At 66.7% G+C, this 22,731-nt stretch carries 16 protein-coding genes and 1 pseudogene; 3 read left to right on the top strand and 14 right to left on the bottom strand.

Annotation, left to right across the window (positions count from 1 at the left end):
* Window positions 1-23 precede the first annotated feature (23 nt).
* The 3 genes from BM199_RS14585 to BM199_RS14575 all read left to right on the top strand — a co-directional run bounded on the left by BM199_RS14585 (window position 24) and on the right by BM199_RS14575 (window position 2,213).
* Window positions 24-344: an ESX-1 secretion-associated protein gene (locus tag BM199_RS14585; protein WP_091673764.1), complete on the top strand. Its 321-nt coding sequence runs from the start codon at window positions 24-26 to the stop codon at window positions 342-344.
* A 75-nt stretch (window positions 345-419) separates the two neighbouring features.
* The gene (locus BM199_RS14580) at window positions 420-1,544 is read left to right on the top strand and encodes a hypothetical protein (RefSeq protein WP_091673763.1); all 1,125 of its coding nucleotides are present in this window, start codon (window positions 420-422) and stop codon (window positions 1,542-1,544) included.
* A gap of 21 nt (window positions 1,545-1,565) precedes the next feature.
* Window positions 1,566-2,213 carry a hypothetical protein gene (locus BM199_RS14575; RefSeq protein WP_091673762.1) on the top strand — a complete coding sequence of 216 codons (648 nt, stop codon included), beginning with the start codon at window positions 1,566-1,568 and terminating at the stop codon, window positions 2,211-2,213.
* A gap of 142 nt (window positions 2,214-2,355) precedes the next feature.
* Here the strand turns inward: BM199_RS14575 and BM199_RS14570 are convergent, their stop codons facing one another.
* From BM199_RS14570 to BM199_RS14505, 14 genes and pseudogenes are all read right to left on the bottom strand, one after another.
* Window positions 2,356-3,093, bottom strand: a complete 738-nt coding sequence (locus BM199_RS14570; RefSeq protein WP_091673761.1) for a D-Ala-D-Ala carboxypeptidase family metallohydrolase — start codon at window positions 3,091-3,093, stop codon at window positions 2,356-2,358.
* Window positions 3,094-3,337: 244 nt separating this feature from the next.
* Entirely contained in the window at window positions 3,338-7,249 is a 3,912-nt protein-coding gene (locus BM199_RS14565) for a DNA-directed RNA polymerase subunit beta' (RefSeq protein ID WP_091673760.1), read from the bottom strand.
* A 123-nt stretch (window positions 7,250-7,372) separates the two neighbouring features.
* A complete protein-coding gene (rpoB, locus tag BM199_RS14560) occupies window positions 7,373-10,882 on the bottom strand; it encodes a DNA-directed RNA polymerase subunit beta (RefSeq protein WP_091673759.1) in 3,510 nt (1,169 codons plus the stop codon).
* Window positions 10,883-11,437: 555 nt separating this feature from the next.
* A complete protein-coding gene (locus BM199_RS14555; RefSeq protein ID WP_245788366.1) occupies window positions 11,438-12,346 on the bottom strand; it encodes a hypothetical protein in 909 nt (302 codons plus the stop codon).
* 157 nt (window positions 12,347-12,503) lie between these two features.
* Window positions 12,504-13,196 (bottom strand): hypothetical protein, encoded by a 693-nt coding sequence (locus BM199_RS14550; RefSeq protein ID WP_245788365.1) that lies wholly within the window; start codon window positions 13,194-13,196, stop codon window positions 12,504-12,506.
* A 36-nt stretch (window positions 13,197-13,232) separates the two neighbouring features.
* The gene (locus BM199_RS14545) at window positions 13,233-14,516 is read right to left on the bottom strand and encodes an MCE family protein (RefSeq protein ID WP_091673757.1); all 1,284 of its coding nucleotides are present in this window, start codon (window positions 14,514-14,516) and stop codon (window positions 13,233-13,235) included.
* Window positions 14,516-15,772 carry an MCE family protein gene (locus BM199_RS14540; RefSeq protein WP_091673756.1) on the bottom strand — a complete coding sequence of 419 codons (1,257 nt, stop codon included), beginning with the start codon at window positions 15,770-15,772 and terminating at the stop codon, window positions 14,516-14,518. The genes BM199_RS14545 and BM199_RS14540 overlap by 1 nt, the downstream gene beginning before the upstream one ends.
* Window positions 15,772-16,965 carry an MCE family protein gene (locus BM199_RS14535; protein WP_091673755.1) on the bottom strand — a complete coding sequence of 398 codons (1,194 nt, stop codon included), beginning with the start codon at window positions 16,963-16,965 and terminating at the stop codon, window positions 15,772-15,774. Before BM199_RS14535 ends, BM199_RS14540 begins: the two co-directional genes overlap by 1 nt.
* A gap of 166 nt (window positions 16,966-17,131) precedes the next feature.
* Complete coding sequence (locus BM199_RS14530; protein ID WP_091673754.1) at window positions 17,132-18,118, bottom strand: MCE family protein; 987 nt, start codon at window positions 18,116-18,118, stop codon at window positions 17,132-17,134.
* Window positions 18,115-19,146: an MCE family protein gene (locus BM199_RS14525; RefSeq protein ID WP_091673753.1), complete on the bottom strand. Its 1,032-nt coding sequence runs from the start codon at window positions 19,144-19,146 to the stop codon at window positions 18,115-18,117. The genes BM199_RS14530 and BM199_RS14525 overlap by 4 nt, the downstream gene beginning before the upstream one ends.
* A gap of 34 nt (window positions 19,147-19,180) precedes the next feature.
* Window positions 19,181-20,533 carry an MCE family protein gene (locus BM199_RS14520; protein WP_091673752.1) on the bottom strand — a complete coding sequence of 451 codons (1,353 nt, stop codon included), beginning with the start codon at window positions 20,531-20,533 and terminating at the stop codon, window positions 19,181-19,183.
* Window positions 20,530-21,369 (bottom strand): MlaE family ABC transporter permease, encoded by an 840-nt coding sequence (locus BM199_RS14515; protein ID WP_091673751.1) that lies wholly within the window; start codon window positions 21,367-21,369, stop codon window positions 20,530-20,532. Before BM199_RS14515 ends, BM199_RS14520 begins: the two co-directional genes overlap by 4 nt.
* Before the next feature lie 8 nt (window positions 21,370-21,377).
* Window positions 21,378-22,172 (bottom strand): MlaE family ABC transporter permease, encoded by a 795-nt coding sequence (locus BM199_RS14510; RefSeq protein ID WP_091673750.1) that lies wholly within the window; start codon window positions 22,170-22,172, stop codon window positions 21,378-21,380.
* Window positions 22,173-22,233: 61 nt separating this feature from the next.
* Window positions 22,234-22,731, bottom strand: a pseudogene (locus BM199_RS14505) (ABC transporter ATP-binding protein); the annotation flags it as partial.

The raw sequence follows: 22,731 nt of genomic DNA, 5'->3' as shown, positions 1-22,731 counted from the left end.
CATTTCGGCGAGGAGGAGTCCTGGTGAGCGGTGGATTCAATGTCAGCGAGGACGAACTGCGGACCTATGCGGGCAAGCTCGCGAACCAGAAGGGCACCGCGTCCGGTATCGCCGGACTCGTCGACACAGCCGATGTCGGCGACCAGTCGTGGGGAGTCGTCGGCATCTTCGTCAAGGGCACCTACACGGAAATGCTGGGCGATCTGAAGGACCTGTTCACCGGCCTCCAGGACGGTTTGCAGTCGGGGTCCGACAAGTTCACCAAGGCAGCTGAGGGCTACCAGCAACACGAGGACGCGGTCGAGGCGCTCCTCAATGGACTCAAGGTTCAGATCGACAACTGATCCACCGCGGCTCCCGTGGGTGACGCCGTTCGACATGAGGGCATGGGGCCCCTGAGTTGCACGAAGGACGAGGACATGGCCGAAACGGAACACGAAGCCGGTGGCGTCACCATCAAGACCGGCGAGAAGGACATTGGCGACAAGGCCAAGGAAGCCGTTCCCCTCTACGGGAACGCCGTCAAGGCCTTCGACGCGGGCTCGAAACTCAGCGACGGCGCGACCGGTTCGGAGATCAGTGCCCTCGCGTCGGAGAGTTCCGGGCTCATCCAGTCTCTCGGTGGTGCCGCGCTCGGGATCGCGACCGATCCCATCGGCTGGCTCGTCGGTCAGGGACTCGGCTTCCTGATCAGTGTGTGCCAGCCGCTGGAGGACGCGATTCATTTCGTCAGCGGTGACGGGCCCGCGTTGTCACAGGCCGCGGAGAACTTCGACGCCATCGGCAAGGGGGTCGTCGAGCTCCGGCAGAAGTTCGAGGAAGACCTGAAGACCTCCCTGCAGACCTGGGGCGGTGAGGCTTCCGAAGCCGCGGGAACGAAGCTCGGCGAGTTCGCCAAAGGCATCGACGGTGTCGCGGGGCAGGCGGGAGAGGTATCCCAGCTGCTGCAGATGTCCAGCATGGTGATGACCGTTGTGGAGGACTTCGTCAAGGCACTGCTGACCGAGCTCATCACCTGGCTGATCATGATCTGGATCCCGGCGCTCGCCGCGGCGATTCCCACGGCCGGGGCGTCGACCGCCGCCGCGGGCACCGCCACCACGGTGCGGGCCGTGTCCACCGGTAGCAAGGTGAGCAGGATGATCGCCAAGCTGCGCAAGCTGCTGGACGATTTCCTGGCGTTCCTGCGTAGCCTGAAGACCCGGATGGGCAGCCTCCGCACCGGCTTCAAGCGGGCGATGGACGAGTCCCGTCAGCTGAGCCGGAACGCGGACATGTCGATCATGGGCGGCAGCACGAAGGCCTGGGACAAGTTCTACGGCAAGGACGGGGCGCTCGGCGGGCGCCTGCAGGGAGGCTTCGGCAAGTCGATGCTCGGCCAGGTCAACGACACCGCGGTCGCCCAGGCTGGCTTGGGTACCGGCTCGAACGCCGGACCGGACAAGCTGCTGCGCAACGCCGGGAACGCGCAGAAGGCCGGCGAGTACGACGAGACCGGTACGGACTACTCCAAGGAAGAGACCGAAGGCTACCTGGACATCTGACGTGAGGAGCTGACCGGACCGGTGGACGAGCTGCTCTATTGGCTGCCCGACGGGCCTGCGGGGTGGGCGTTGGTCGGCGTGGCCTTCCTCGCTCTTGCCTGGTGGTGTGTGCGTCGGCTACCGGGAAAACTCTTCCGACTCATCCTGCCGTTGCTGGCACGTAAGCACGGATGGCTGGTGAAGACGGGCCCGACTGTCCGCGGCCGCCGCGCCGCGGCCGCCGACGACCGATCCATACCGGCGTCCTGGGAGGACAACAAACTCCCGCGGACCCACCTCGAGGTACTCGGGGAACATCGCGGGTACACGTTTCACGCCCGGCAACAACGCACGCGGGTGACCGGTGCAACGTCGTTCGAACACGGCGGGCACTCATATCGCTGGCGGTACGACTACGTGGTCAGCCTGGCCGCCACGAGTACCCCGTACGACGGGTTCTCCACGGCCGGCGTGTCCCAGGCTGTCGCCGACCGACGACTCACGCTCTACCCGGCCTTCCTGGAATGGGAGCGGAAGATCTTCCCCTTGTTCGACTCGTCGTCGTACTCGCCGCGCAAGAAGTTCCGCCACGGCGGCGGGATGATCTCGACCGAACACCAGGGCGGCCGGCTATCCGGCCGAACCCTCCTCGCGCATCTGGATGCCCTCACCGCCGCCGCCGAAAAGTGACCCCCGAACGACATCCAGCCCGCTAAACGCACTCCCCGCACCCCTGCGACGTCCAGGGCCGGGACCTGCAGTTAGCGGGCTAAATGTCGTCACGGGTGCCGGGCCGTTGGGACGCGACCCGGCACGAGCGCCGCCTCGGGCGTTAGATGCCGCAGCTGGGGGCGTCCCAGTAGCGGCTCGAGCGGTGGTCCACGTGGGTGTGGTCGTTGTGGCCGGGGAATCCTGGGCCGAGGATGCCGCGGAAGCCGTGGTTGCGTGCCTGCTTCGCCAGGGTGCACAGCGAGTGTGGGCCGGAGCCGAGGTCGACACCGTCGCCGTACAGGTGGCGGCTGTTGGGCGCGCCGCCGACCGCGTTGTTGCACGCATAGCTGCGGAACCCGCTGGTCACGCGGATGGGATGGTCACCGAGGGCATGGCGCATCGCCTGCAGCTTCCACATCGACACCAGGGCGTTCGCCTTGGCCGCTGACGCCGACAACGGTCCACCGGACCAGGAGGAGTTGCAGTTGTTCAACTCACCGTAGGAGAAGTTGGCCGGTGTGCAGTCGCTGTCCTGCAGGGCGTAGATCTTGTTGAAGGTCTGGGGTCCCGCGATCCCGTCCGCGCCGAGCCCGTAGGCCCGCTGGAACCGAGTGACGGCCGCCTTCGTCGCGGGACCGTACTCGCCGTCCAGTGCGATCACGCCGCCGTAGCCGGGGTAGCCGGAGACGCGGATCTGCAGTTGTCGCACGTCGCTGCCGGACATGCCCTGGGACAGCGTCCTCCCCCAGGTGTAGCAGCTGTCTGCCTGAGCGGGCGCCGCGACGAGCGTGCCTCCCACGACCGAGGTCGCGAGGGCGAGCAGCATCGCGACGAGAAGTCTGCCGATACGTCTGTGCATGGGCGATCTCCACCTACTCGAGAATGTGACACCCGGCAGGGTGAAGTAACACCAGAGGTTAGGTCAACGATTTGCCCGTTCTTGCCCGGTTTGGCCGACTACCAACGTCGGACCAGGGCCCCACTGACGACATTCAGCCCGCTAAACGCACTCCCCCGCCAACGGGAGGAGCCCCCGTCCCTGTGTGGGGCGGGGGCTCCTGCCGTGTCGGTGGGTGGCCTGGGCGGGCCCAGGCCGGGTGGGGCTACCGGAAGTCGCGACCGAAGTCGTAGTCGTCCAGCGGGACCGCCGCACCGGTACCGGTACCGAACACGTCCGGGGTGTAGTAGCCGTCGTCGTAGGACGGGATGGCGTACGCCGCCACCCTGGCCTCCTCGGTCGGCTGCACCTGGATGTTGCGGTACTTGTTGATGCCCGTACCAGCCGGGATCAACTTACCGATGATCACGTTCTCCTTCAGACCGACGAGCTTGTCGCTACGGCCGTTGATCGCCGCGTCGGTCAGGACACGCGTGGTCTCCTGGAACGACGCCGCGGACAGCCACGAGTCCGTGGTCAGCGAGGCCTTCGTGATACCCATCAGCACCGGGCGACCGGAGGCGGGCTCGCCACCCTCGGCCACGGAGTTCCGGTTGGTCGCCTCGAACTTCGTCCGCTCGGGCAGCTCGCCCGGCAGGAAGTCGGTGGCACCGGAGTCGATGATCGTCACCCGGCGCAGCATCTGCCGGACGATGACCTCGATGTGCTTGTCGTGGATCGACACACCCTGCGCCCGGTACACCTTCTGGACCTCGTCCACCAGGTGCATCTGCGCCTCCCGCGGGCCCATCACACGCAGCACCTCGTGCGGGTCCGGAGTACCCTCCAGCAGCTGCGCACCGACCGCGACGTGGTCACCGTCGGCGAGCGGGCCGTTCGGCCCGACCGCGAGTCGCTGCCGCTTGGACAGCTTGTCGAAGACGATCTCCTCGCTGCCGTCGTCCGGGATCAGCGTGATCTTCCAGAACCGCTCGCTCTCCTCGATCCGCACGCGGCCGTCGACGTCGGCGATCGGCGCCTTGCCCTTCGGCACACGAGCCTCGAAGAGCTCGGTGACACGGGGCAGACCCGTGGTGATGTCGTCACCGGCGACACCACCCTGGTGGAACGTACGCATCGTCAGCTGGGTACCCGGCTCACCGATGGACTGCGCGGCGACGATACCGACGGCCTCGCCGACGTCCACCAGCTGACCGGTCGCCATCGAGCGGCCGTAGCAGGTGGCACACACGCCGACCGCGGACTCGCAGGTCAGAACGCTGCGGACCTTGACCTTGACGATCCCGCTGGAGATCAGCTTCTCGATCGCCGGGTCGCCGAGGTCGTCACCCGCGTTGAGCACCACGTTCCCGGAGGAGTCCGCGGCGTCCGTGGCGAGGGTGCGTGCGTAGACGCTGGTCTCCACGTGCTGGTCGCGCAGGACGCGGCCGTCGGCGGTGACCTCACCGATGATCATGTTGATACCGCGGCTGGTGCCACAGTCGGTCTCGCGAACGATGACGTCCTGCGACACGTCCACCAGACGACGGGTCAGGTAACCCGAGTCGGCGGTACGCAGCGCGGTGTCGGCCAGGCCCTTACGAGCACCGTGGGTGGCGATGAAGTACTCCGCCACCGAAAGGCCCTCACGGAAGTTGGCCTTGATCGGGCGCGGGATGTACTCACCCTTCGGGTTGGACACCAGACCACGCATACCGGCCAGCGACCGGACCTGGGTCATGTTGCCCGCCGCCCCGGACTTGACGATCATCGCGACCGGGTTGTCGTCGGGGAAGTGCGCCTCCATGACCTTGGCGACGTCCTCGGTGGCCTGCGCCCAGACCTTCACCAGCTCGTTGTTGCGCTCGGTGTGCGAGAGCTGACCACGCTGGTAGCGCTTCTCGACCTGGCTCGCCTTGCCCTCGTACTCGTCGAGGATGCCCTGCTTCTCCTCGGGCACGAGCACGTCGGAGATCGCCACCGTGACACCCGAACGGGTCGCCCAGTAGAAGCCGGCGTCCTTGAGGCGGTCCAGGGTCTGCGCGACCTGGGTCATCGAGTACCGCTCCGCGAGGTCGTTCACGATGACTGCCTGCCGCTTCTTCGGCATCAGCTCGTTGATGAACGGGTAGTCCGCGGGCAGCAACTCGTTGAACAGGACCCGGCCAAGAGTGGTCTCCGCGAGCCAGGGTTGACCCGGCTCCCAGCCCTTCTCCACCAGCTCGGCCTCGTCGGCCTTGGCCGGCTGCCGGTCGGTGACCCTGATCTTCACCGGAGCGTGCAGGCCGATGACCTTGCGGTCGAAGGCCATGATCGCCTCGGCGGTGGAGGAGAACGCCAGACCCGCACCGGGTGCGCTCTCGTCCAGCCTGGTCAGGTGGAACAGACCGGTGACCATGTCCAGACGCGGCATGGCCAGCGGGCGGCCCGACGCGGGCGACAAGATGTTGTTCGCCGACAGCATCAGGATGCGCGCCTCGGCCTGCGCCTCCGCGGACAGCGGAAGGTGCACGGCCATCTGGTCACCGTCGAAGTCCGCGTTGAACGCCTCACAGACCAGCGGGTGCAGCTGGATGGCCTTGCCTTCCACCAGCTGCGGCTCGAAGGCCTGGATGCCGAGGCGGTGCAGCGTCGGCGCACGGTTGAGCATCACCGGGTGGCCGGTGATGACCTCTTCCAGCACGTCCCACACCTGCGGCCGCGAGCGCTCCACCATCCGCTTGGCGGACTTGATGTTCTGCGCGTGGTTCAGATCGACCAGCCGCTTCATCACGAACGGCTTGAACAGCTCCAGCGCCATGTCCTTCGGCAGACCGCACTGGTGCAGCTTCAGCTGCGGCCCGACGATGATGACCGAACGGCCGGAGTAGTCGACGCGCTTGCCGAGCAGGTTCTGCCGGAAGCGGCCCTGCTTGCCCTTGAGCAGGTCGGACAGCGACTTCAGCGGCCGGTTACCCGGGCCGGTGACCGGACGGCCGCGGCGGCCGTTGTCGAACAGCGCGTCGACGGCCTCCTGCAGCATCCGCTTCTCGTTGTTGACGATGATCTCGGGCGCACCGAGGTCGATCAGTCGCTTGAGGCGGTTGTTCCGGTTGATCACCCGGCGGTACAGGTCGTTCAGGTCGGAGGTCGCGAAGCGGCCACCGTCCAGCTGCACCATCGGCCGCAGCTCCGGCGGGATCACCGGAACGGCGTCGAGGACCATGCCACGGGGGTCGTTGCCGGTGGCCTGGAAGGCCGCGACGACCTTGAGCCGCTTGAGCGCACGGAGCTTCTTCTGCCCCTTGCCGCTGCGGATCGTCTCGCGCAGGCTCTCCGCCTCGGCGTTGACGTCGAACTCGGTCGCCAGCTTCTGGATCGACTCCGCGCCCATGCCACCGGTGAAGTACTCGCCGTAGCGGTCGACCAGCTCACGGTACAGCAGCTCGTCGACGACCAGCTGGCGAACGTCGAGCTTGGTGAAGGTCGTCCAGACCTCCTCGAGCCGGTCCAGCTCGCGCTGGGCCCGGTCGCGGAGCTGGCGCATCTCCCGCTCGCCGCCCTCCTTGACCTTGCGGCGGACGTCGGACTTGGCGCCCTCGGCCTCCAGCTCGGCCAGGTCGGCCTCGAGCTTCTGCGCCCGTGCCTCGATGTCGGCGTCGCGCTTGGACTCGACGTTCTTGCGCTCGATGTTGATCTCGTTCTCGAGCGTCGGGAGGTCGTTGTGCCGCAGCTCGGTGTTCACGCTGGTGATGACGTAGGCCGCGAAGTAGATGATCTTTTCGAGATCCTTCGGGGCCAGGTCGAGCAGGTAACCGAGGCGGGACGGAACGCCCTTGAAGTACCAGATGTGAGTGACCGGGGCGGCCAGCTCGATGTGGCCCATCCGCTCACGACGCACCTTGGCCCTGGTGACCTCGACGCCACAACGCTCACAGATGATGCCCTTGAAGCGGACCCGCTTGTACTTACCGCAGTAGCATTCCCAGTCCCGGGTGGGGCCGAAGATCTTCTCGCAGAAGAGCCCGTCCTTCTCCGGCTTCAGGGTGCGGTAGTTGATCGTCTCCGGCTTCTTCACCTCGCCGAAGGACCACTGTCGAATGTCGTCTGCGGTGGCCAGGCCGATCCGGAGTTCGTCGAAGAAGTTGACGTCCAGCACGTCGTTGCATCCCCTTGGGGTCTGATCGGGGGCCTGGGGTCAATCCCCAGGAATCCCTATGGCTAGAGGGGTTGGCTTCCCGGACTGGGCCTGTGGAGACCAGGCCCAGTCCGGGTCGCGCGGTCATTGCACGACGTCGTCCACCGAGGGCGACTCGTTGCGGGACAGGTTGATACCGAGGTTGGCGGCGGCGCGCTCGAGGTCCTCGTCATCGGAGTCGCGCATCTCGATCGCGGCCCCATCGCTGGAAAGCACCTCGACGTTCAGGCAAAGCGACTGAAGTTCCTTCAGCAGCACCTTGAACGACTCGGGGATCCCCGGCGAGGGCATGTTGTCGCCCTTGACGATGGCCTCGTAGACCTTCACGCGGCCGAGCACGTCGTCGGACTTGATGGTGAGCAGCTCCTGCAGCGTGTATGCCGCGCCGTAGGCCTGCATCGCCCAGCACTCCATCTCACCGAAGCGCTGGCCACCGAACTGTGCCTTACCACCCAGCGGCTGCTGGGTGATCATCGAGTACGGACCGGTCGAGCGTGCGTGGATCTTGTCGTCCACCATGTGGTGCAGCTTCAGGATGTACATGTAGCCGACCGCGACCGGGTACGGGAACGGCTCGCCGGAGCGGCCGTCCAGCAGGGTCGCCTTGCCGTTCGGCTGCACCATGCGGTCGCCGTCCCGGTTGGGCTTGGTCGACCCGAGCAGCCCGGTCAGCTCCTGCTCCTTCGCGCCGTCGAACACCGGCGTCGCGGTGTTCGTACCCGGCTCGACGTCGTAGAGCTCCTGCGGCAGGTTCTTCGCCCAGTCGGGGTCGCCGTCGACCTGCCAGCCCTGTGAGGCCAGCCAGCCGAGGTGCAGCTCCAGAATCTGGCCGATGTTCATCCGTCGCGGCACACCGTGGGTGTTCAGCACGACGTCGACCGGGGTCCCGTCCTCCATGAACGGCATGTCCTCGACCGGCAGGATCTTGCCGATGACGCCCTTGTTGCCGTGGCGGCCTGCGAGCTTGTCGCCGTCCTGGATCTTGCTCTTCTTCGCGACGTAGACCCGGACCAGCTCGTTCACGCCGGGGGGCAGCTCGTCGTCGTCCTCGCGGGAGAACACCCGGATGCCGATGACCTTGCCGGTCTCACCGTGCGGCACCTTCAGCGAGGTGTCGCGCACCTCGCGCGCCTTCTCGCCGAAGATCGCCCGCAGCAGGCGCTCCTCCGGGGTCAGCTCGGTCTCACCCTTGGGCGTGACCTTGCCGACCAGGATGTCGCCGTCGCGAACCTCGGCACCGATCCGGATGATGCCGCGCTCGTCCAGGTCGGCGAGCACCTCTTCGGAGACGTTCGGGATGTCCCTGGTGATCTCCTCGGCGCCGAGCTTCGTGTCCCGCGCGTCGATCTCGTGCTCCTCGATGTGAATCGAGGTCAGGACGTCGTCCTGGACGAGCCGCTGCGAGATGACGATGGCGTCCTCGTAGTTGTGGCCCTCCCACGGCATGATCGCGACGAGCAGGTTCTTGCCCAGCGCCATCTCACCCTTGTCGGTGGAGGGGCCGTCGGCGATGACCTGCCCCTTCTCGACGCGGTCGCCCTCGTTGACGATCGGGCGGTGGTTGAAGCAGGTGCCCGCGTTCGAGCGGCGGAACTTGTACAGCCCGTAGCTCTTGCGGGTGCCGTCGTCGTGCATGACCGTGATCAGGTCCGCCGACAGCTCCTCCACCACACCGGCCTGCTCGGCGACGAGCACGTCACCGGCGTCGACGGCGGCACGCAGCTCCACCCCGGTGCCGACCAGCGGCGCCGAGTTGCGCAGCAGCGGCACGGCCTGACGCTGCATGTTGGCGCCCATCAGCGCACGGTTGGCGTCGTCGTGCTCGAGGAACGGGATCATCGCGGTGGCGATGGAGACCATCTGCCGCGGCGACACGTCCATGTAGTCGACGTCCTGCGGGTCGATCAGCTCGACCTCGCCACCCTTGCGCCGCGCCATCACGCGGTCCTCGACGAAGTGGCCGTCGTCGTCGATCGGCGCGTTGGCCTGCGCCTTGACGAACCGGTCCTCCTCGTCCGCGGTCAGGTAGTCCACCTGGTCGGTGACCTGGCCGTCGACGACCTTGCGGTACGGCGTCTCGATGAAACCGAACGGGTTGACCCGCGCGTAGGAACACAGCGAGCCGATCAGGCCGATGTTCGGGCCTTCCGGCGTCTCGATCGGGCACATCCGGCCGTAGTGGCTGGGGTGCACGTCGCGGACGTCCATACCGGCACGCTCACGGGACAGACCGCCCGGGCCGAGCGCGTTCAGGCGACGCTTCTGGGTCAAACCCGACAGCGGGTTGTTCTGGTCCATGAACTGCGACAGCTGGGAGGTCCCGAAGAACTCCCGGATCGCCGCGGTGACGGGGCGGATGTTGATCAGGGTCTGCGGCGTGATCGCCTCGACGTCCTGGGTGGTCATCCGCTCGCGGACCACGCGCTCCATGCGGGAGAGGCCGACCCTGATCTGGTTCAGGATCTGCTCACCGACGGTACGTACGCGGCGGTTGCCGAAGTGGTCGATGTCGTCGGTCTCGACCGGGATCTCCTGGTCACCCGTCGACGGCGCTGTCATCTTGTCCTCGCCGGCGTGCAGCCGGACCAGGTACTCGATCGTGGTGACGATGTCTTCTTCGGTGAGGGTGCCCGTGTCGTAGGACGTGGACAGCCCGAGCTTCTTGTTGACCTTGTACCGGCCGACCTTGGCCAGGTCGTAGCGCTTGTCCTTGAAGAACAGGTTCTCCAGGAGGGCCTGCGCGCTCTCCTTGGTGGGCGGTTCTCCGGGACGAAGCTTTCGGTAGATGTCGAGCAGCGCCTCGTCGGTACCCGCGGTGTGGTCCTTCTCGAGGGTCGCGAGCAGCGTCTCCGAGAAGGAGAAACGCTCGCGGATCGCCTCGGTGGTCCAGCCGAGCGCCTTCAGCAGCACGGTGACCGGCTGGCGGCGCTTGCGGTCGATCCGCACGCCGACGGTGTCGCGCTTGTCGACGTCGAACTCGAGCCACGCGCCGCGGCTCGGGATCACCTTGACGCTGTAGACGTCCTTGTCGGTCGTCTTGTCGACGTTGGTGTCGAAGTAGACACCGGGCGACCGCACGAGCTGGGAGACCACGACACGCTCGGTGCCGTTGATCACGAACGTGCCCTTGTCGGTCATCACGGGGAAGTCACCCATGAAGACCGTCTGGCTCTTGATCTCGCCGGTGTTGTTGTTGACGAACTCGGCGGTCACGAACAGCGGCGCCGCGTAAGTCATGTCCTTGTCCTTGCAGTCCTCGACGGAGGCCTTGACCTCGTCGAAGCGTGGGTCGGAGAAGGAAAGGGACATGGAGCCGGAGAAGTCTTCGATCGGGGAGATCTCGTTGAGTACCTCTTCGAGACCGCCGACCGGGTTCTCCTCGCCTTCCTCGACGCGGCGTTCGAACCACGCCTCGCTGCCGGTGAACCACTCGAACGATCGAAGCTGCACGTCCAGCAGGTTCGGGGTACCCAGCGGCTCGCGGATCTTCGCGAAGGAGACACGCTTGGGGGCTCCGGGAATTCCCGTTGACTCTGAGGCGGATACAGCCGAGGTGGTCGCAGCAGTGGCCTGGTTCGCGGGAGAGACTGCCAAGATGCGTCCTTCCGGGGACATAGCGGTTGCGCAGCCGCGTTAGCAACTGATAACACGAACTGTCAGTGTGTTCGAGAAGCTGCTCACAAGCTCGTGCGCAAGCCGGGTCGTGACAAGCTTCTCTATGCGGTGGTGCCCGCCATCATAGCTACCACGTTTGGGCAGCCTGAAAGTGGGCAGCGCAAAGAAGCAGTCTAGCTTCAAAGACGGCGTCTGTCGAGGGGGCACGCCAGACGGGGCCCAGCCTCGGTCGTCACGTCTTCGGTCCCGCTTCCCGCATGAGCGAGGCCGTTGGCAGTAAGCGTGAACCCACCGGGTCCACGAGTCAAGCGTCACGGCATGTTCTGCTCCGGTTGGCGCAGGGTGAGCCTGTCCACACCGACCGTGGGTACTGCTTTCTGCCAGGCCGTCCTGGCACGGTCGGTCGCCTGATCCCGGGCATCGGAGTGAAGTTGCTCTCGGGGGTGGCCTGCTCTTTTTCGCAGTGCTGATCATCGCCGCGACCTGGTTCATCACCCGGGTCCGGCGCCGACAGGACCGTGCGCCGACAGCCCGTCAGTTGCCTTCGGGAGCCTTTTCGCCCTCGGGCGCGGGAGCGGACTGGGGAAGGTCGTTGTAGGCGTTCAGGTTGGTGATCTTCCATGCGCCGTCGCGGAACTCCGCGTCCACCGACATCTGCGCCCCGCCTGCGGAAGTCTGGTTCTTGTCCGTCCTGGTGGAGGTCTGGTCGATGAACAACAGGACCTTGGCCCTGTTGTCGTCCAGCATGATCACTCCACTGCGGGTGACCTTCGCGGTCACCACCATCTTCTGCTTCGGCGCCTCCCGCTTGACCTCCGACAGCAGCTGCGCGTACTGCTCACGGACCTCGTCGGTGAGCAGCAGCTCGTCCGCGGCCTTCTCGGTCTTTTCCATGTCGTTGTAGTCGTAGGAGAACAGCCGCTCGACGGCGGCACCGGTCTCCTGCTTGACCTGCGCGGTGCGGGCCACATCCACCAGTGCGGTGTTGTTCGTGGCCGACTGCGCCTCGGCGCCCTGGATACGGAAGAACACGGCCAGCCCCGCGAACAGCACCGCGATCACGAGCAGCCCGACGATCAACGGCGTCCGGGATCGGCGCGAACCGGCGCCACCGGTGACGGCGGTGGCTCCTACGGCCGCGCCTTCCTCCGCATCGGTTTCCCTGCCCTTCGCGGGCTCGGCATCAGCCTGCTCAAGCTGGTCGGTGTCGATCTCGGTTTCACTCGACGGCTTGGGGACGCCCGTGTCCCTTGCCTTACGGCGAGGACTTGGCTTCGGCTGCTGCTGATCGACCTCCGGCTCACCGGTCAGCGCGTCCACCTCGCCGACCTCGGCCTCAGCGGTGCCGGCCTCGGGAGGCTGGGCGACATCAGCGTTCTCGGTCGACGCGGTGGGCTCGGTCGACGCGGTGTCGGACGTGGGCTCCACCGCTTCCGCAGCCACGGACTCGCGCTCTGGGGTCTCCTGCTCGGAGCGGGGGCTCGGACTCGGGCTGTGCCCGCTGGATGGCTTACGCAGACCAGCCACCCTCGGGCGGCGCGAGGGACCCGGATTGGGGTTACGGCGAGACGGTGACAACGGGTTCTCCGATCTGCGTGGCTTACTGGGCGGCGCCGACGACGGGGACCTGGCTGATCCCGGAGACCTTCCAGGTCTGCTCGCCGTCCTCCTCGACGCGCGTCATCTGGACCTCGACCCGCATCGCTTTGACGCTGGACTGCTCGCCCTGCTTGACCTCGACCTGGATGGCGGCGAGGAAGCTCGCCTTGCCCTCGTGCTCGTTGAGTTCGGCGACGGCGAGGTCCAGCACCTTGGTGGAGGCCGTGGTCTTGGCTTCGACCATCGCCTTCTTGTTGGCTTCCCGGCCCGCGTTGATCTGTTCGGCCAGCTCACCGGTGGCCGCCGCGGCGGAGCGGTCGAAGTACTCGTCCGGTTTCGTGTAGTCGAGTTCGGTGAACGCCTGGACCGCGGAGCTGCCGACGCGCACGATCTCCTCGCGGGTCTGGGCAAGATCGGCGTCGTCGTCCGAGGCGGCGATCCACCACAGGACGCCGAACACAGCGGCAGCGATGATCGAGGCGGCCGCGAGCGCTGCCGAGCCGAATACGAGACGCCGCTTCAGCGTCTCGTTCCGGGCGGCCTTCTCCGCATCCTGCTGGCCGTCGGCGTTCGACTCGGCCTCGCCGGAGCCGTCCTCGGCGGTGTCCGCCGAACGCTCGTCATCGACATGTTCGACGTCGGCGGTCTCATCGACGTCTGCGGCGGACTCGGTCCGCTGCTCCTCGGAACTCATAATACTCCAGAGTAGGTTGCCGATGTGATATGAGCGTCAGCCCGGTAGACCGAGGAGTTCGCCCAGGCTGTTCAGGGAAAGCCCCGGCCCACCGGCCACGCCCGGCACCCCGCGCATGAAGGCCAGCGACTCCTGGGACCGGCTCGCGTTCGCGGCCACCTGCTCGTCGCTCGGAGCGACCGGAACGCCGTTGTACGGTGCGTTCTGCGCGCCGCGCACGTTGATCGGGCTGCCTGCCGGCTCGGCGCAGTAGGCGTCGGAATCCGGCGGTCTCGGGGTCGTCTCGCTGCCCTGACGGTAAGCGCCTTCGTCGCCCGCGGCCATGGCTTCCGCCTTCGGGTAGCCCTTGACGCAGGACGGCGGGTCGAACAGGTTGAGCACCAGTCCCAGGTGCGCCGTCCCGTCACCGGGCGCCACCGAATGCGCGCCGACACTCAGCAGCGGATAGGTCACGAGTCCCTGCTCGAGCCCGTCGAGCCGGGTCACCAGCAGGTTGGACGTGGTGAGCAGGTTCGCCAGCAGTGCGCCGACGCCGGGGCCGGACTCGGCGAGCACCTCGCTGACCTGGTTGGCCAGCTGCGGAGTGACGTCGACCAGGGTCCGCAGGTCTCCGTCGGATTCCTTCAGCGTCGCACTGAGGTCGTTGAGGTCCTTGCTGAAGGACTTGAACGAACCGGCCAGCTCGTTCTGCGTCCGCAGCACCGTGCCCCCCTGCTCCAGCAGGTTGACCGTCTGCGGCAGGTTCTCCTGTGCCGCCCTGGTGAAGTCCCTCGCGGTGTCCAGCAGGATCTGCAGATCGTCGCCGGTGCCCTGGAAGGCGGTGTAGGACTCGTCCACGACGGTGCGCAGCGAGTCGACCGGCACGGAGTCGGTCAGGTCGGTCAGGTCGGCGAGCAGCTCGTCGGTGCCGAGGGGGGTGGCCGCCCGCTCGGCCGGAATCACCGAATCGTCATCCAGGAACGGCCCGCCCTCGCTTTCGGGGCGGAGGTCGACGAACTGCTCCCCCACCGCGGAACGGTTGGCGATCACTGCCCGCAGGTCGGCAGGCACCGCGGGCATGTCCGGCTCGATGTTCAGCTCGGCCTCGAGACCGTCCGCGGTCAGCGACAGGTCGCCGACGCGGCCGATGTTGTAGCCGCGGTAGGTCACCTCGGCGTTGGTGAAGATGCCGCCGGACTCGTCCAGCTGCAGCCGTACGGTGTAGCCCTCGGCGCCGAACACGCGGTCCACCTCGGTGAATCGGGCCAGTGCGTACACCACCGACACGACCGCGATCACCGCGAACGCGATCAACTGGATCCTCGTCTTGCGCACCAACATCAGCCCGCACCTCCTGAAAGCAGCCCGAAGATCCCGCCGACGCCGGTCTCCTGCGGCCGGGTCTGCCCACCGCTGGGGCCATCACCCGAATCGCCTGACGGCCCCTGCGGGAGCAGGCCGCCCGCGTCGGGCAGGGGCAACGGCGGAGCCGACGGCGACTCCGCGTCGGTCGACCCACCGGCCAGTCCCTCCGGCAGCGCGTCCTGCAACGGGTTCTGCCTGCTGCGGCCGAGGTTGGCCAGCACCTCACCGAGGTTCAGGTCGATCGTGGCGAACAGGTTGAAGTAGTCGCCCTTGACCGAGGGCACCGCGGCGTCGGTGAACGGGAACGTCAGCAGGATCTCCAGCGCCTTCGGCAGGTCCGAACCGGCTTCCCCGAGCTTGCGCAGAGTCGGCAGGAGCGCCTTGAGGTTGGCGACCAGGTCCTCCTGGCTCGCGTTCACCGTTTCGACCGCGACTCCGGACAACTCCCGCAGCGCCTGCAGCATCGTCACCAGCTGCCCGCGTTGTTCCTCCAGCACCCGCAGACCGGGTGCGAGGTCGTCGAGCGCGGTGACGACCTGGTCCTTCTGGTTGTTCAGGGTGGAGGAGAGACGGTTCAGGCTGTCCAGGGCGCGGGTGATGTTGCCGGACTGCGTATCGAGGTTCGTCACCAGCTCGTTGGCGTTGTTCAGCAGCGCCTTGAGGTCCGGGGCGTTGCCCTCGAACGCGTTGTTCAGCTCCTTGGTGATGGTGTTGAGCTGCTCGACACCACCACCGTTGAGCAGCATCGACAGTGCGCCGAGGATCTCCTCTGCCTCCACGCTGCGGTCGGTGCGCTCGATCGGGATCAGGGCGCCGTCGGTGAGCTGACCGACGGCCTGGTCCTCGGCAGGCGAGGCGAGTTCGACGTACTTCTCGCCGAGCAGACTGGATTGCCGGACGTTGGCCAGCGCGTTCGCGGGCAGTCGCACGTCGCCGTTGACGAGCACGAGCACCTCGGCGGTCCAGCCGTCAGGGGCGAGGCGGATCTCCTCGACCCGGCCGACGGGCACGTTGTTGACCTGGACTCCGGCCTGCGGCACGAGGTCAAGTACGTCGCGGAACCGGACGGTGACCGTGTACGGATCCTCGCCGAGCGCGGCACCCCCGGGCAGCGGGATGTCGTAGATGCCCTCGAAGTCGCTGCAGCCGGCGACAGGCAGCACGATCGCACCGGAGAGCAGGAGGGCCGCGAGCTTCCTTCGTGCGCCTCCGCGGCGCGCGTTCGCAGGCATCACTGGCCACCTCCCTGTCCGGCGGTGCCGTAGACCTGACCTGCCAGTGGCAGCGGCAGCGGTGGCAGCTTTCCGTTCTCCAGCGCGTTGATCGTCTGCGCGACCGACGGCAGCGGCACCACTCCGTCGACCAGCGGGGCGATCTCGCCACAGACGTCGCCGAGCAGGTCGAGCGCGTCCGGGGTCTGCTTGAGCAGGTTGCAGATCATCACGATGGGCGGCTGGGTGAGCTCGTTCAGGTTCGACCTGGCGTCCAGGGTCCCGGACGAGGCGTTGTAGGTGTTGACGAGGTTGCCGAGGCCGACCGGGGCGACGTCGAGGATCTCGGCAAGGGCTCCGCGCTGTTCGACCAGCACCCGCGTCACACTCGCGAGCTTGTCCACATTGGACTTGACTTGGCCGCGGTTTTCCTCGATGAACTGCTCGACGGAGCCGAGGGTCGTACCCAGCTGCTTGACGGTCGCGGCCAGGTTCTGCCGTTCCCCCGAAAGGAAGCCGCTCACGTCGGCGAGTTGCCGTTCGAACTGCCGGATCTGGCCGTCGCTGTTGGCCAGGGTCGTGGAGAACTCACTCAGGTTGGTGATGGTGGCGAACAGGTCGTCGGAGTTTCCGGAGAGGGTGCCCGCGGCCTGGCTCAGCTTGGTGATCGTGTCATGCAGTGCCTGGCCGTTGCCCTCGAAGTTCTCGGCCGTCGTGTCCAGCAGGTCGGAGAGCGCGCCGTTGCTGTTCGAGCCGTTGGGGCCGAGGGCCTCGCTCACCCGGCTCAGGCTTTCGGAGAGGTCGTCCACCTCGAGCGGCACGACGGTGTTGTCCAGCGAGATGTCTGCGCCGTCATCGAGCTCCGGTCCTTTGGTGTAGGCGGGGGCAAGTTGCACGTAGCGATCGCTGACCAGGGACGGGGCCACGATGGCGGCCTTGGCGTCGGCCGGGACCTGCACGGCCCGGTCGTACTCCATCGCCACCTTCACCTTGTCGCCCATCGGCTCGATGGACACGACCTCACCGACCTGAACACCGAGCACGCGCAGGTCGTTGCCCTCGTACAGGCCGACCGTGGTCGGGAAGTAGGCGGTGACGAGCTTGACGCTCGCGTCCTTGAGCGTCCACCACAGGCCACCCGCCACCACGAGTGCGAGCACGCAGGCGATGGCGACACCCCGTGCCAGGGACTGGCCGAAACGTGTGTCAGTCATCGAGCATCACCAACCAAGCCGGTGCGGGCGCGTTCCGTCCGAAGGGCTCGGGCGGCTGGAGGCAGGCCGGCGGACCCATGCGACGCGACACCCGCACCCAGCTGAGGCCTGGCTACGGCCGGACGATCGCGCCTCGCCAGAGCAAGCTGGCCGAAACGTGTGTCGGTCATCGGGGGTTGCACCCCTCTTCGTTGAGCGGGCCGACGGAGGGCAGGAGCAGGCCGCAGATGTAGTTGTCGAACCAGCGGCCGTTACCGATGGTGTTGGTGAACACGCGGATGAACGGGGCGAACTTCTTGATGCCCTCACCGAGCGCGTCCTGATTGCGCTGCAGCATCGACGTCAGCTGGTCCAGCTGTCCCAGAACCGGGCCGATCTGCTCGTTGTTGTCGTCCACCAGGCCCTGCAGTTCGGTGGCCAGCGTCCGGCTGCCATCCAGCAGCGCCGTGATCGCCTGCTTGCGCAGGGCCACCTCCTCCAGCAGTTTGTTGCCGTCCTCCAGCAGCCTCGTCACCTCGGCGTCGCGGTCCACCAGTGTCTGGCTCACCTGGCGGGTGTTGGCCAGCAGGGTGGCGAGCTGCTGATCACGCTTCGAGATCGTCTCCGACAGCTCGGAGAGACCGGACAGGGTTCCCCTGACATCGTCCGGGGTGTTGGCAAAGGTGCCCGCGATCGCCTCGAAGCTCTCGGCGAGTTGCTGGGTGTCGATCTCGTCGACCGTTGTGGACAGTCCGCGGAACGCCTCGAGCACGTCGTAGGGCGCTGTCGTGCGTTCCAACGGGATCGGCGTTCCCGGGTCGAGGGATTCCTTGCCCACCGGGTCCAGCGCGAGGAACTTCTGGCCGAGCAGTGTCTGGATCTTGATGGAGGCGTTCGTGCGGTCGCCGAGCCAGGCGTCCTTGACCTTGAAGGTCACCAGTACGCGGTCACCGGCCAGTTCCACCGTGTCCACGGCGCCGACCTTCACGCCCGCGACGCGCACACTGTCGTCCGCCTTGAGGCCGGCGGCCTCGCTGAACTCCGCGGTGTACGTGGTGCCCCCGCCGATGATCGGCAGGTCGTCGGAGTTCATCGCGGCGACGAGGCCCAGCACCATCAGGACGATTCCGACGACCGCGATGGGTACTGGATTCCGTTTCTGGAAGGACTTCATGCGCCACACCGCTCTCGGGTCGCCGGGGCGAGCGGCAGGTCGACCGGTGCGCTCATCAAGCCGGGGATCTGCACGCTGCCCGAAGCGGAACAGAGGTAGAAGTTGAACCACGAACCGTAGTCGGCCGTCCTGGTGAGGGTGGCGACCTTCTCCGGCATGAACTGGATGAAGTGCTCGACGATCGCCTCGCTGTCGTTGAGGTTCTTGGTGAGCGTGCCCAGTGCTTCGATGTCCTGTTTGAGCGGCTCGCGCGCCTCGGCCAGCAGGCCGGAGGTCGTGGTGGCGAGCGTGCCGAGCGACTCGACGGCGTCACCGATCGGCTTGCGGTCCTCCGCGAGCCCGGACACCAGTTGCTGCAACCGGATGATGAGGTCGTTCAGCTGCGGGGTGCGCGCGTTGATGGTGTCCAGCACGCTGTTCAGGTTGTCGATGACCTCACCGATCACCTGGTCCTTCTGCGCGATGGTGCTGGTGAGCGACGCGGTGTGGGAGAGCAGGCTCTCCACGGTTCCACCCTCGCCCTGCAACACCTGAATGACCTGATAGGACAGTTTGTTGACGTCCTCCGGCGACAGTGCGCGGAAGAGCGGTTTGAACCCGTTGAACAGCTCGGTGAGATCGAGGGCGGGCTTGGTCCGCTCGAGCGGGATGGTCGAGCCCGGATCGAGCACCCCGCCGGTCTCGTCACTGCCCCGGCCCAGGGAGATGTAGCGCTGGCCGACGAGGTTCCGGAACTTGATCGCCGCGGTCACCCCGGCGGGCAGCTCGCGCCCCGCGTCGACCTCGAACTCGACCTCGGCCTGCCTGCGGTCGACGATGTCGATGCCGGTCACTTGGCCGACGCGGACGCCGGCGATGCGCACGTCGTCACCTTCGAGCACCTGGGTGGCGTCGACGAACCGGGCCGAGTAGGTGTTGGCGTCACTCAAGCTCACGTTGGCGATGCTCATCCCGAGCACCGCGGTGAACACCACGGTCACCACGATGAAGGTGATCAGCTTGGCCAGCGGCGCGGCGAGTCCCCTCATGATCCTTCCCCTGTCCTAGCGGGCGCGGTCCTGTTCACGAGACCTGCACCTCCGCTCCGCGGTACAGCGGCCCGACCAGCAGGCTGCTCCAGCCGGGCACGTCATCCGGCGCCATACCCAGTTGCGGACCGACGAGCTGGGCCAGGAAATCGTGCTCGGCCGAGGTGTGCGCCGGGTTGCCCGCGGGGGCGCCGCCGCCGTTGTAACCGCCCGCGTTCGCGGCATTTGCCGCGGGGTTCAACCCGTCGTTCTGCGATCGGGCGGGGGCCGGATGCTCGCTGCCGTCGTCGATCGGCCCCTCCGGCGGGTGCTGCGGGAACGGCTGCGGAAACTCCTTCATGTCGTAGCAACGGGGTCCGCGCGACTCGTTGAACTCCGGCTCGTCCTGACCTGGCTTGTAGGGGCCACGGTTGGCGGTGATCTCGATCGTCGCACGCAGGCCGGGGTTGCTGGTGCCCTTGCCCAGTGCCTCGTCCACCTTGGGCAGCACCTCGGCCATCTGCCCGATGACGCAGGGGTACTCGGGCGCGTACTTCGCGAGCAGCTCGGCCGTCGGGCGGGCACTCTTCCCGAGCGCGATGATGTTGCTGGAGTTGGCTTCGAGGAAGGCCTGCAGGTCCATCGACGCGGTCGTCAGGGAGCCGAACATGGTCTGCAGCGCCTGCTGCTTCTCCACGAACGTGCGCGAGGTCGTCGTCAGGTTCTCCAGCGTCTGCACGAGGTCCGGTGCGGCCTCGGAGAGGTTGTCCGAGAAGGCGGCCAGCTCGGTCAGGTTCTCCTGCAGTTCCGGCAGGTGCGGGTTCAGGTCGCCAATGTAGACACCCAGCTCGGACAGCGTCTCGCCGAGCGGCTTTCCCCGGCCCTGCAGCGAGGTGGAGATCGCGGTGAGAGTGCTGGAGAGCTTCTGCGGCTGGACTGCCTGCAACACCGGAAGCAGTGAGTCGAAGGCCTCCTCGACCTGCACCGCACTGGACGTCCGGTCCTGCGGAATGACAGCACCGTCGCGAATGGACTCCGACGAGGGGTTTTCCGGGATCTGCAGCGCGACGAACCGCTCGCCGAACAACGTCTTGGGCAGGAACCGCGCCGAGACGTTGCCCGGGATCAGCTCGGCGGAGGCAGGGTCGAGCCGTAGTGCGAGTTCCGCTCCCGTCTCGGTCACCCTGATCTGGTGCACCGAGCCGACAATCAGCCCGCGCACCTTCACGTCGGACCGCTCGATCAGCTGGTTGCCGATCTCGCCTGCCTGCAACGTCACGTTGACGAACTTGCTGAACGCCTTGTTGTACAACGCGACGCTCAGCCCGACGAGGCCGATGAGCACCACAACGAGTGCCAGCCCGAGGAGTCTGCGCCGCAGCGTGACCAGTGCGCCTTTCGTACTCATCCCGCGATCCTCACCGTCGTCGTGGTGCCCCAGATGGCGAAGCCGATGAAGAAGTTCACGACCGCAACGGTCACGATGGTCAGCCGCACCGCCCTGCCGACGGCGACGCCGACACCGGCGGGGCCGCCGGAGGCCCGGTACCCGTAGTAGCAGTGCGTCAAGATGATCAACACACTGAATATCAGCACCTTGATGAAGGAATAGAACACGTCCTGCGGTGGCAGGAACAGCTCGAAGTAATGGTCATACGTCCCCGCGGACTGGTCGTACACATAGATCACGACCAACCGGGAGGCCACATAGGAACTGAGCAGGCCGATGATGTACAGCGGGATGACGGCGATGAAGCCGGCCACGATCCGGGTGGTCACCAGATAGGGCACGCTCGGCACGCCCATCACCTCGAGCGCGTCGATCTCCTCGGAGATCCGCATGGCACCGAGCTGCGCGGTGAAGCCCGCGCCGACCGTCGCCGACAGCGCCAGCCCCGCGACCAGTGGTGCGATCTCCCTGGTGTTGAAGAACGCGGTGAGAAAGCCGGTGAACGCCGATGTGCCGATCGAGTTCAGTGCCGAGAACCCCTGGATACCGACGAGCACGCCGGTGAACAGGGTCAGGCCGATCATCACGCCTACCGTGCCGCCGATGACCGCCAGCGAGCCGGAGCCGAAGCTCACTTCGGCGAGCAGGCGCAGCACCTCGCGCATGTAGCGCCGCAGGGTGCGCGGAATCCAGGCCAGTGCCCGCGCGTAGAACGACATCTGGTCGCCGAGCACGTCGAGTGTCTCGAGTGGCCGGTTCGCGACTCGCTTCGCGTTCTGGGTGAATGATGACATTTTTTCCTTCACCCCAACTTCGGCGGAACGATTTGGAGGTACACCAGAGTGATCACGAAGTTCACCACGAACAGCAGCAGGAACGTGATGACGACCGCCTGGTTCACCGCATCACCGACACCCTTCGGCCCACCGGAGGGGTTCAGCCCCCGGTAGGAGGCGACGATGGCGGCGATGAACCCGAAGATCAGCGCCTTGATCTCTCCCACCCACAGGTCGGGTAGCTGCGCGAGCGCGGAGAAGCTGGACAGGTAGGCGCCCGGGGTACCACCCTGCAGCACCACGTTGAAGAAATAGCCACCGAGCACCCCGATGACGCTGACCATGCCGTTGAGCAGCATCGCGACCAGCATGCAGGCGAGGACCCTCGGCACGATCAGCCGTTGGACGGCGGACACGCCGAGCACTTCCATCGCGTCGATCTCTTCGCGAATGGTCCTGGAGCCGATGTCGGCGCAGATCGCGGATCCACCTGCGCCTGCGACCAGCAACGCGGTCACCAGCGGGCTGGCCTGCTGGACGGTGGCGAGCACACTGCCCGCACCAGTGTAGGACTGCGCGCCCAGCTGGCGGGCCAGCGAACCGAACTGCAGCGAGATGACCGCGCCGAACGGAATCGCCACCAGCGCCGTCGGCAGGATGGTGACGCTGGCGATGAACCAGGACTGCTGGATGAACTCACGCAGCTGGAACGGGCGCTGGAAGATCCCGCGAATAATGTCGAGACCGAGCGCGAAAAGCTTCCCGGTTTCCCGCAACATTCCGATACCCGGGATCTTGGCCGTGGTGGCCGATGAACTCATCGAAGTCCTCGCCTTGCTGGGTCCTCGCCGCCGGCCGAAGCAGGCGGCCGCCGGGTATCACTCACGAAGGTCCCTGACCTGGCTCCCGCGGACGGATCCGGTGCGAGCCACTGAATCCGTCCGTGCCGCCATTGCCCGGTGAATCGCTCTGGCCGGGCTCGCGCCAGCCGGAGCCGGGTACATCCGCGATCTGCTCGGTCGGCAACTGCCCGCTGTGCTGCGTCGGCACGGGTCCACCCTGCTGACGCGGGTGGCTGCCCGCGCCGACAAGCATGTGCGGGTGCACCCCGTAGTGCTGCTGTTCCTCCGGTGTGAGGGACTCGATGATGCCCTCCTGCGCCGCGTGCGGAAGAGTGTGCAGGATCTTCATGACGCGGTCCTTACGGCGTCGCGCGCCCATGCGTTCCGGCATTCCCGGAGTCGGCTCGATCTGCGGAACCACGCCGCGCACGTCCTCGTCCCCAGAGCCGTCGGAGTGCCCGGCATCGGCCTGGGCCTGCTCGCGGGCCATCTGGGCGGAGTCCTTTTCCTCGCTCATCCCGATGGGACCCAGTCGGCG

Source organism: Amycolatopsis marina (assembly GCF_900111885.1).
Taxonomy (GTDB): Bacteria; Actinomycetota; Actinomycetes; order Mycobacteriales; family Pseudonocardiaceae; genus Amycolatopsis; species Amycolatopsis marina.
The sequence above is the reverse complement of the archived record's forward strand: the minus strand, read 5'-3'. Positions and strand labels throughout refer to the sequence as shown.

Coding starts and splice junctions, on each gene's coding strand:
- BM199_RS14580 (WP_091673763.1), top strand. CDS start 420: ATGGCCGAAACGGAACACGAAGCCGGTGGCGTCACCATCAAGACCGGC.
- BM199_RS14570 (WP_091673761.1), bottom strand. CDS start 3,093: ATGCACAGACGTATCGGCAGACTTCTCGTCGCGATGCTGCTCGCCCTC.
- BM199_RS14550 (WP_245788365.1), bottom strand. CDS start 13,196: ATGAGTTCCGAGGAGCAGCGGACCGAGTCCGCCGCAGACGTCGATGAG.
- BM199_RS14545 (WP_091673757.1), bottom strand. CDS start 14,516: ATGTTGGTGCGCAAGACGAGGATCCAGTTGATCGCGTTCGCGGTGATC.
- BM199_RS14540 (WP_091673756.1), bottom strand. CDS start 15,772: ATGCCTGCGAACGCGCGCCGCGGAGGCGCACGAAGGAAGCTCGCGGCC.
- BM199_RS14535 (WP_091673755.1), bottom strand. CDS start 16,965: ATGACTGACACACGTTTCGGCCAGTCCCTGGCACGGGGTGTCGCCATC.
- BM199_RS14530 (WP_091673754.1), bottom strand. CDS start 18,118: ATGAAGTCCTTCCAGAAACGGAATCCAGTACCCATCGCGGTCGTCGGA.
- BM199_RS14525 (WP_091673753.1), bottom strand. CDS start 19,146: ATGAGGGGACTCGCCGCGCCGCTGGCCAAGCTGATCACCTTCATCGTG.
- BM199_RS14520 (WP_091673752.1), bottom strand. CDS start 20,533: ATGAGTACGAAAGGCGCACTGGTCACGCTGCGGCGCAGACTCCTCGGG.
- BM199_RS14515 (WP_091673751.1), bottom strand. CDS start 21,369: ATGTCATCATTCACCCAGAACGCGAAGCGAGTCGCGAACCGGCCACTC.
- BM199_RS14510 (WP_091673750.1), bottom strand. CDS start 22,172: ATGAGTTCATCGGCCACCACGGCCAAGATCCCGGGTATCGGAATGTTG.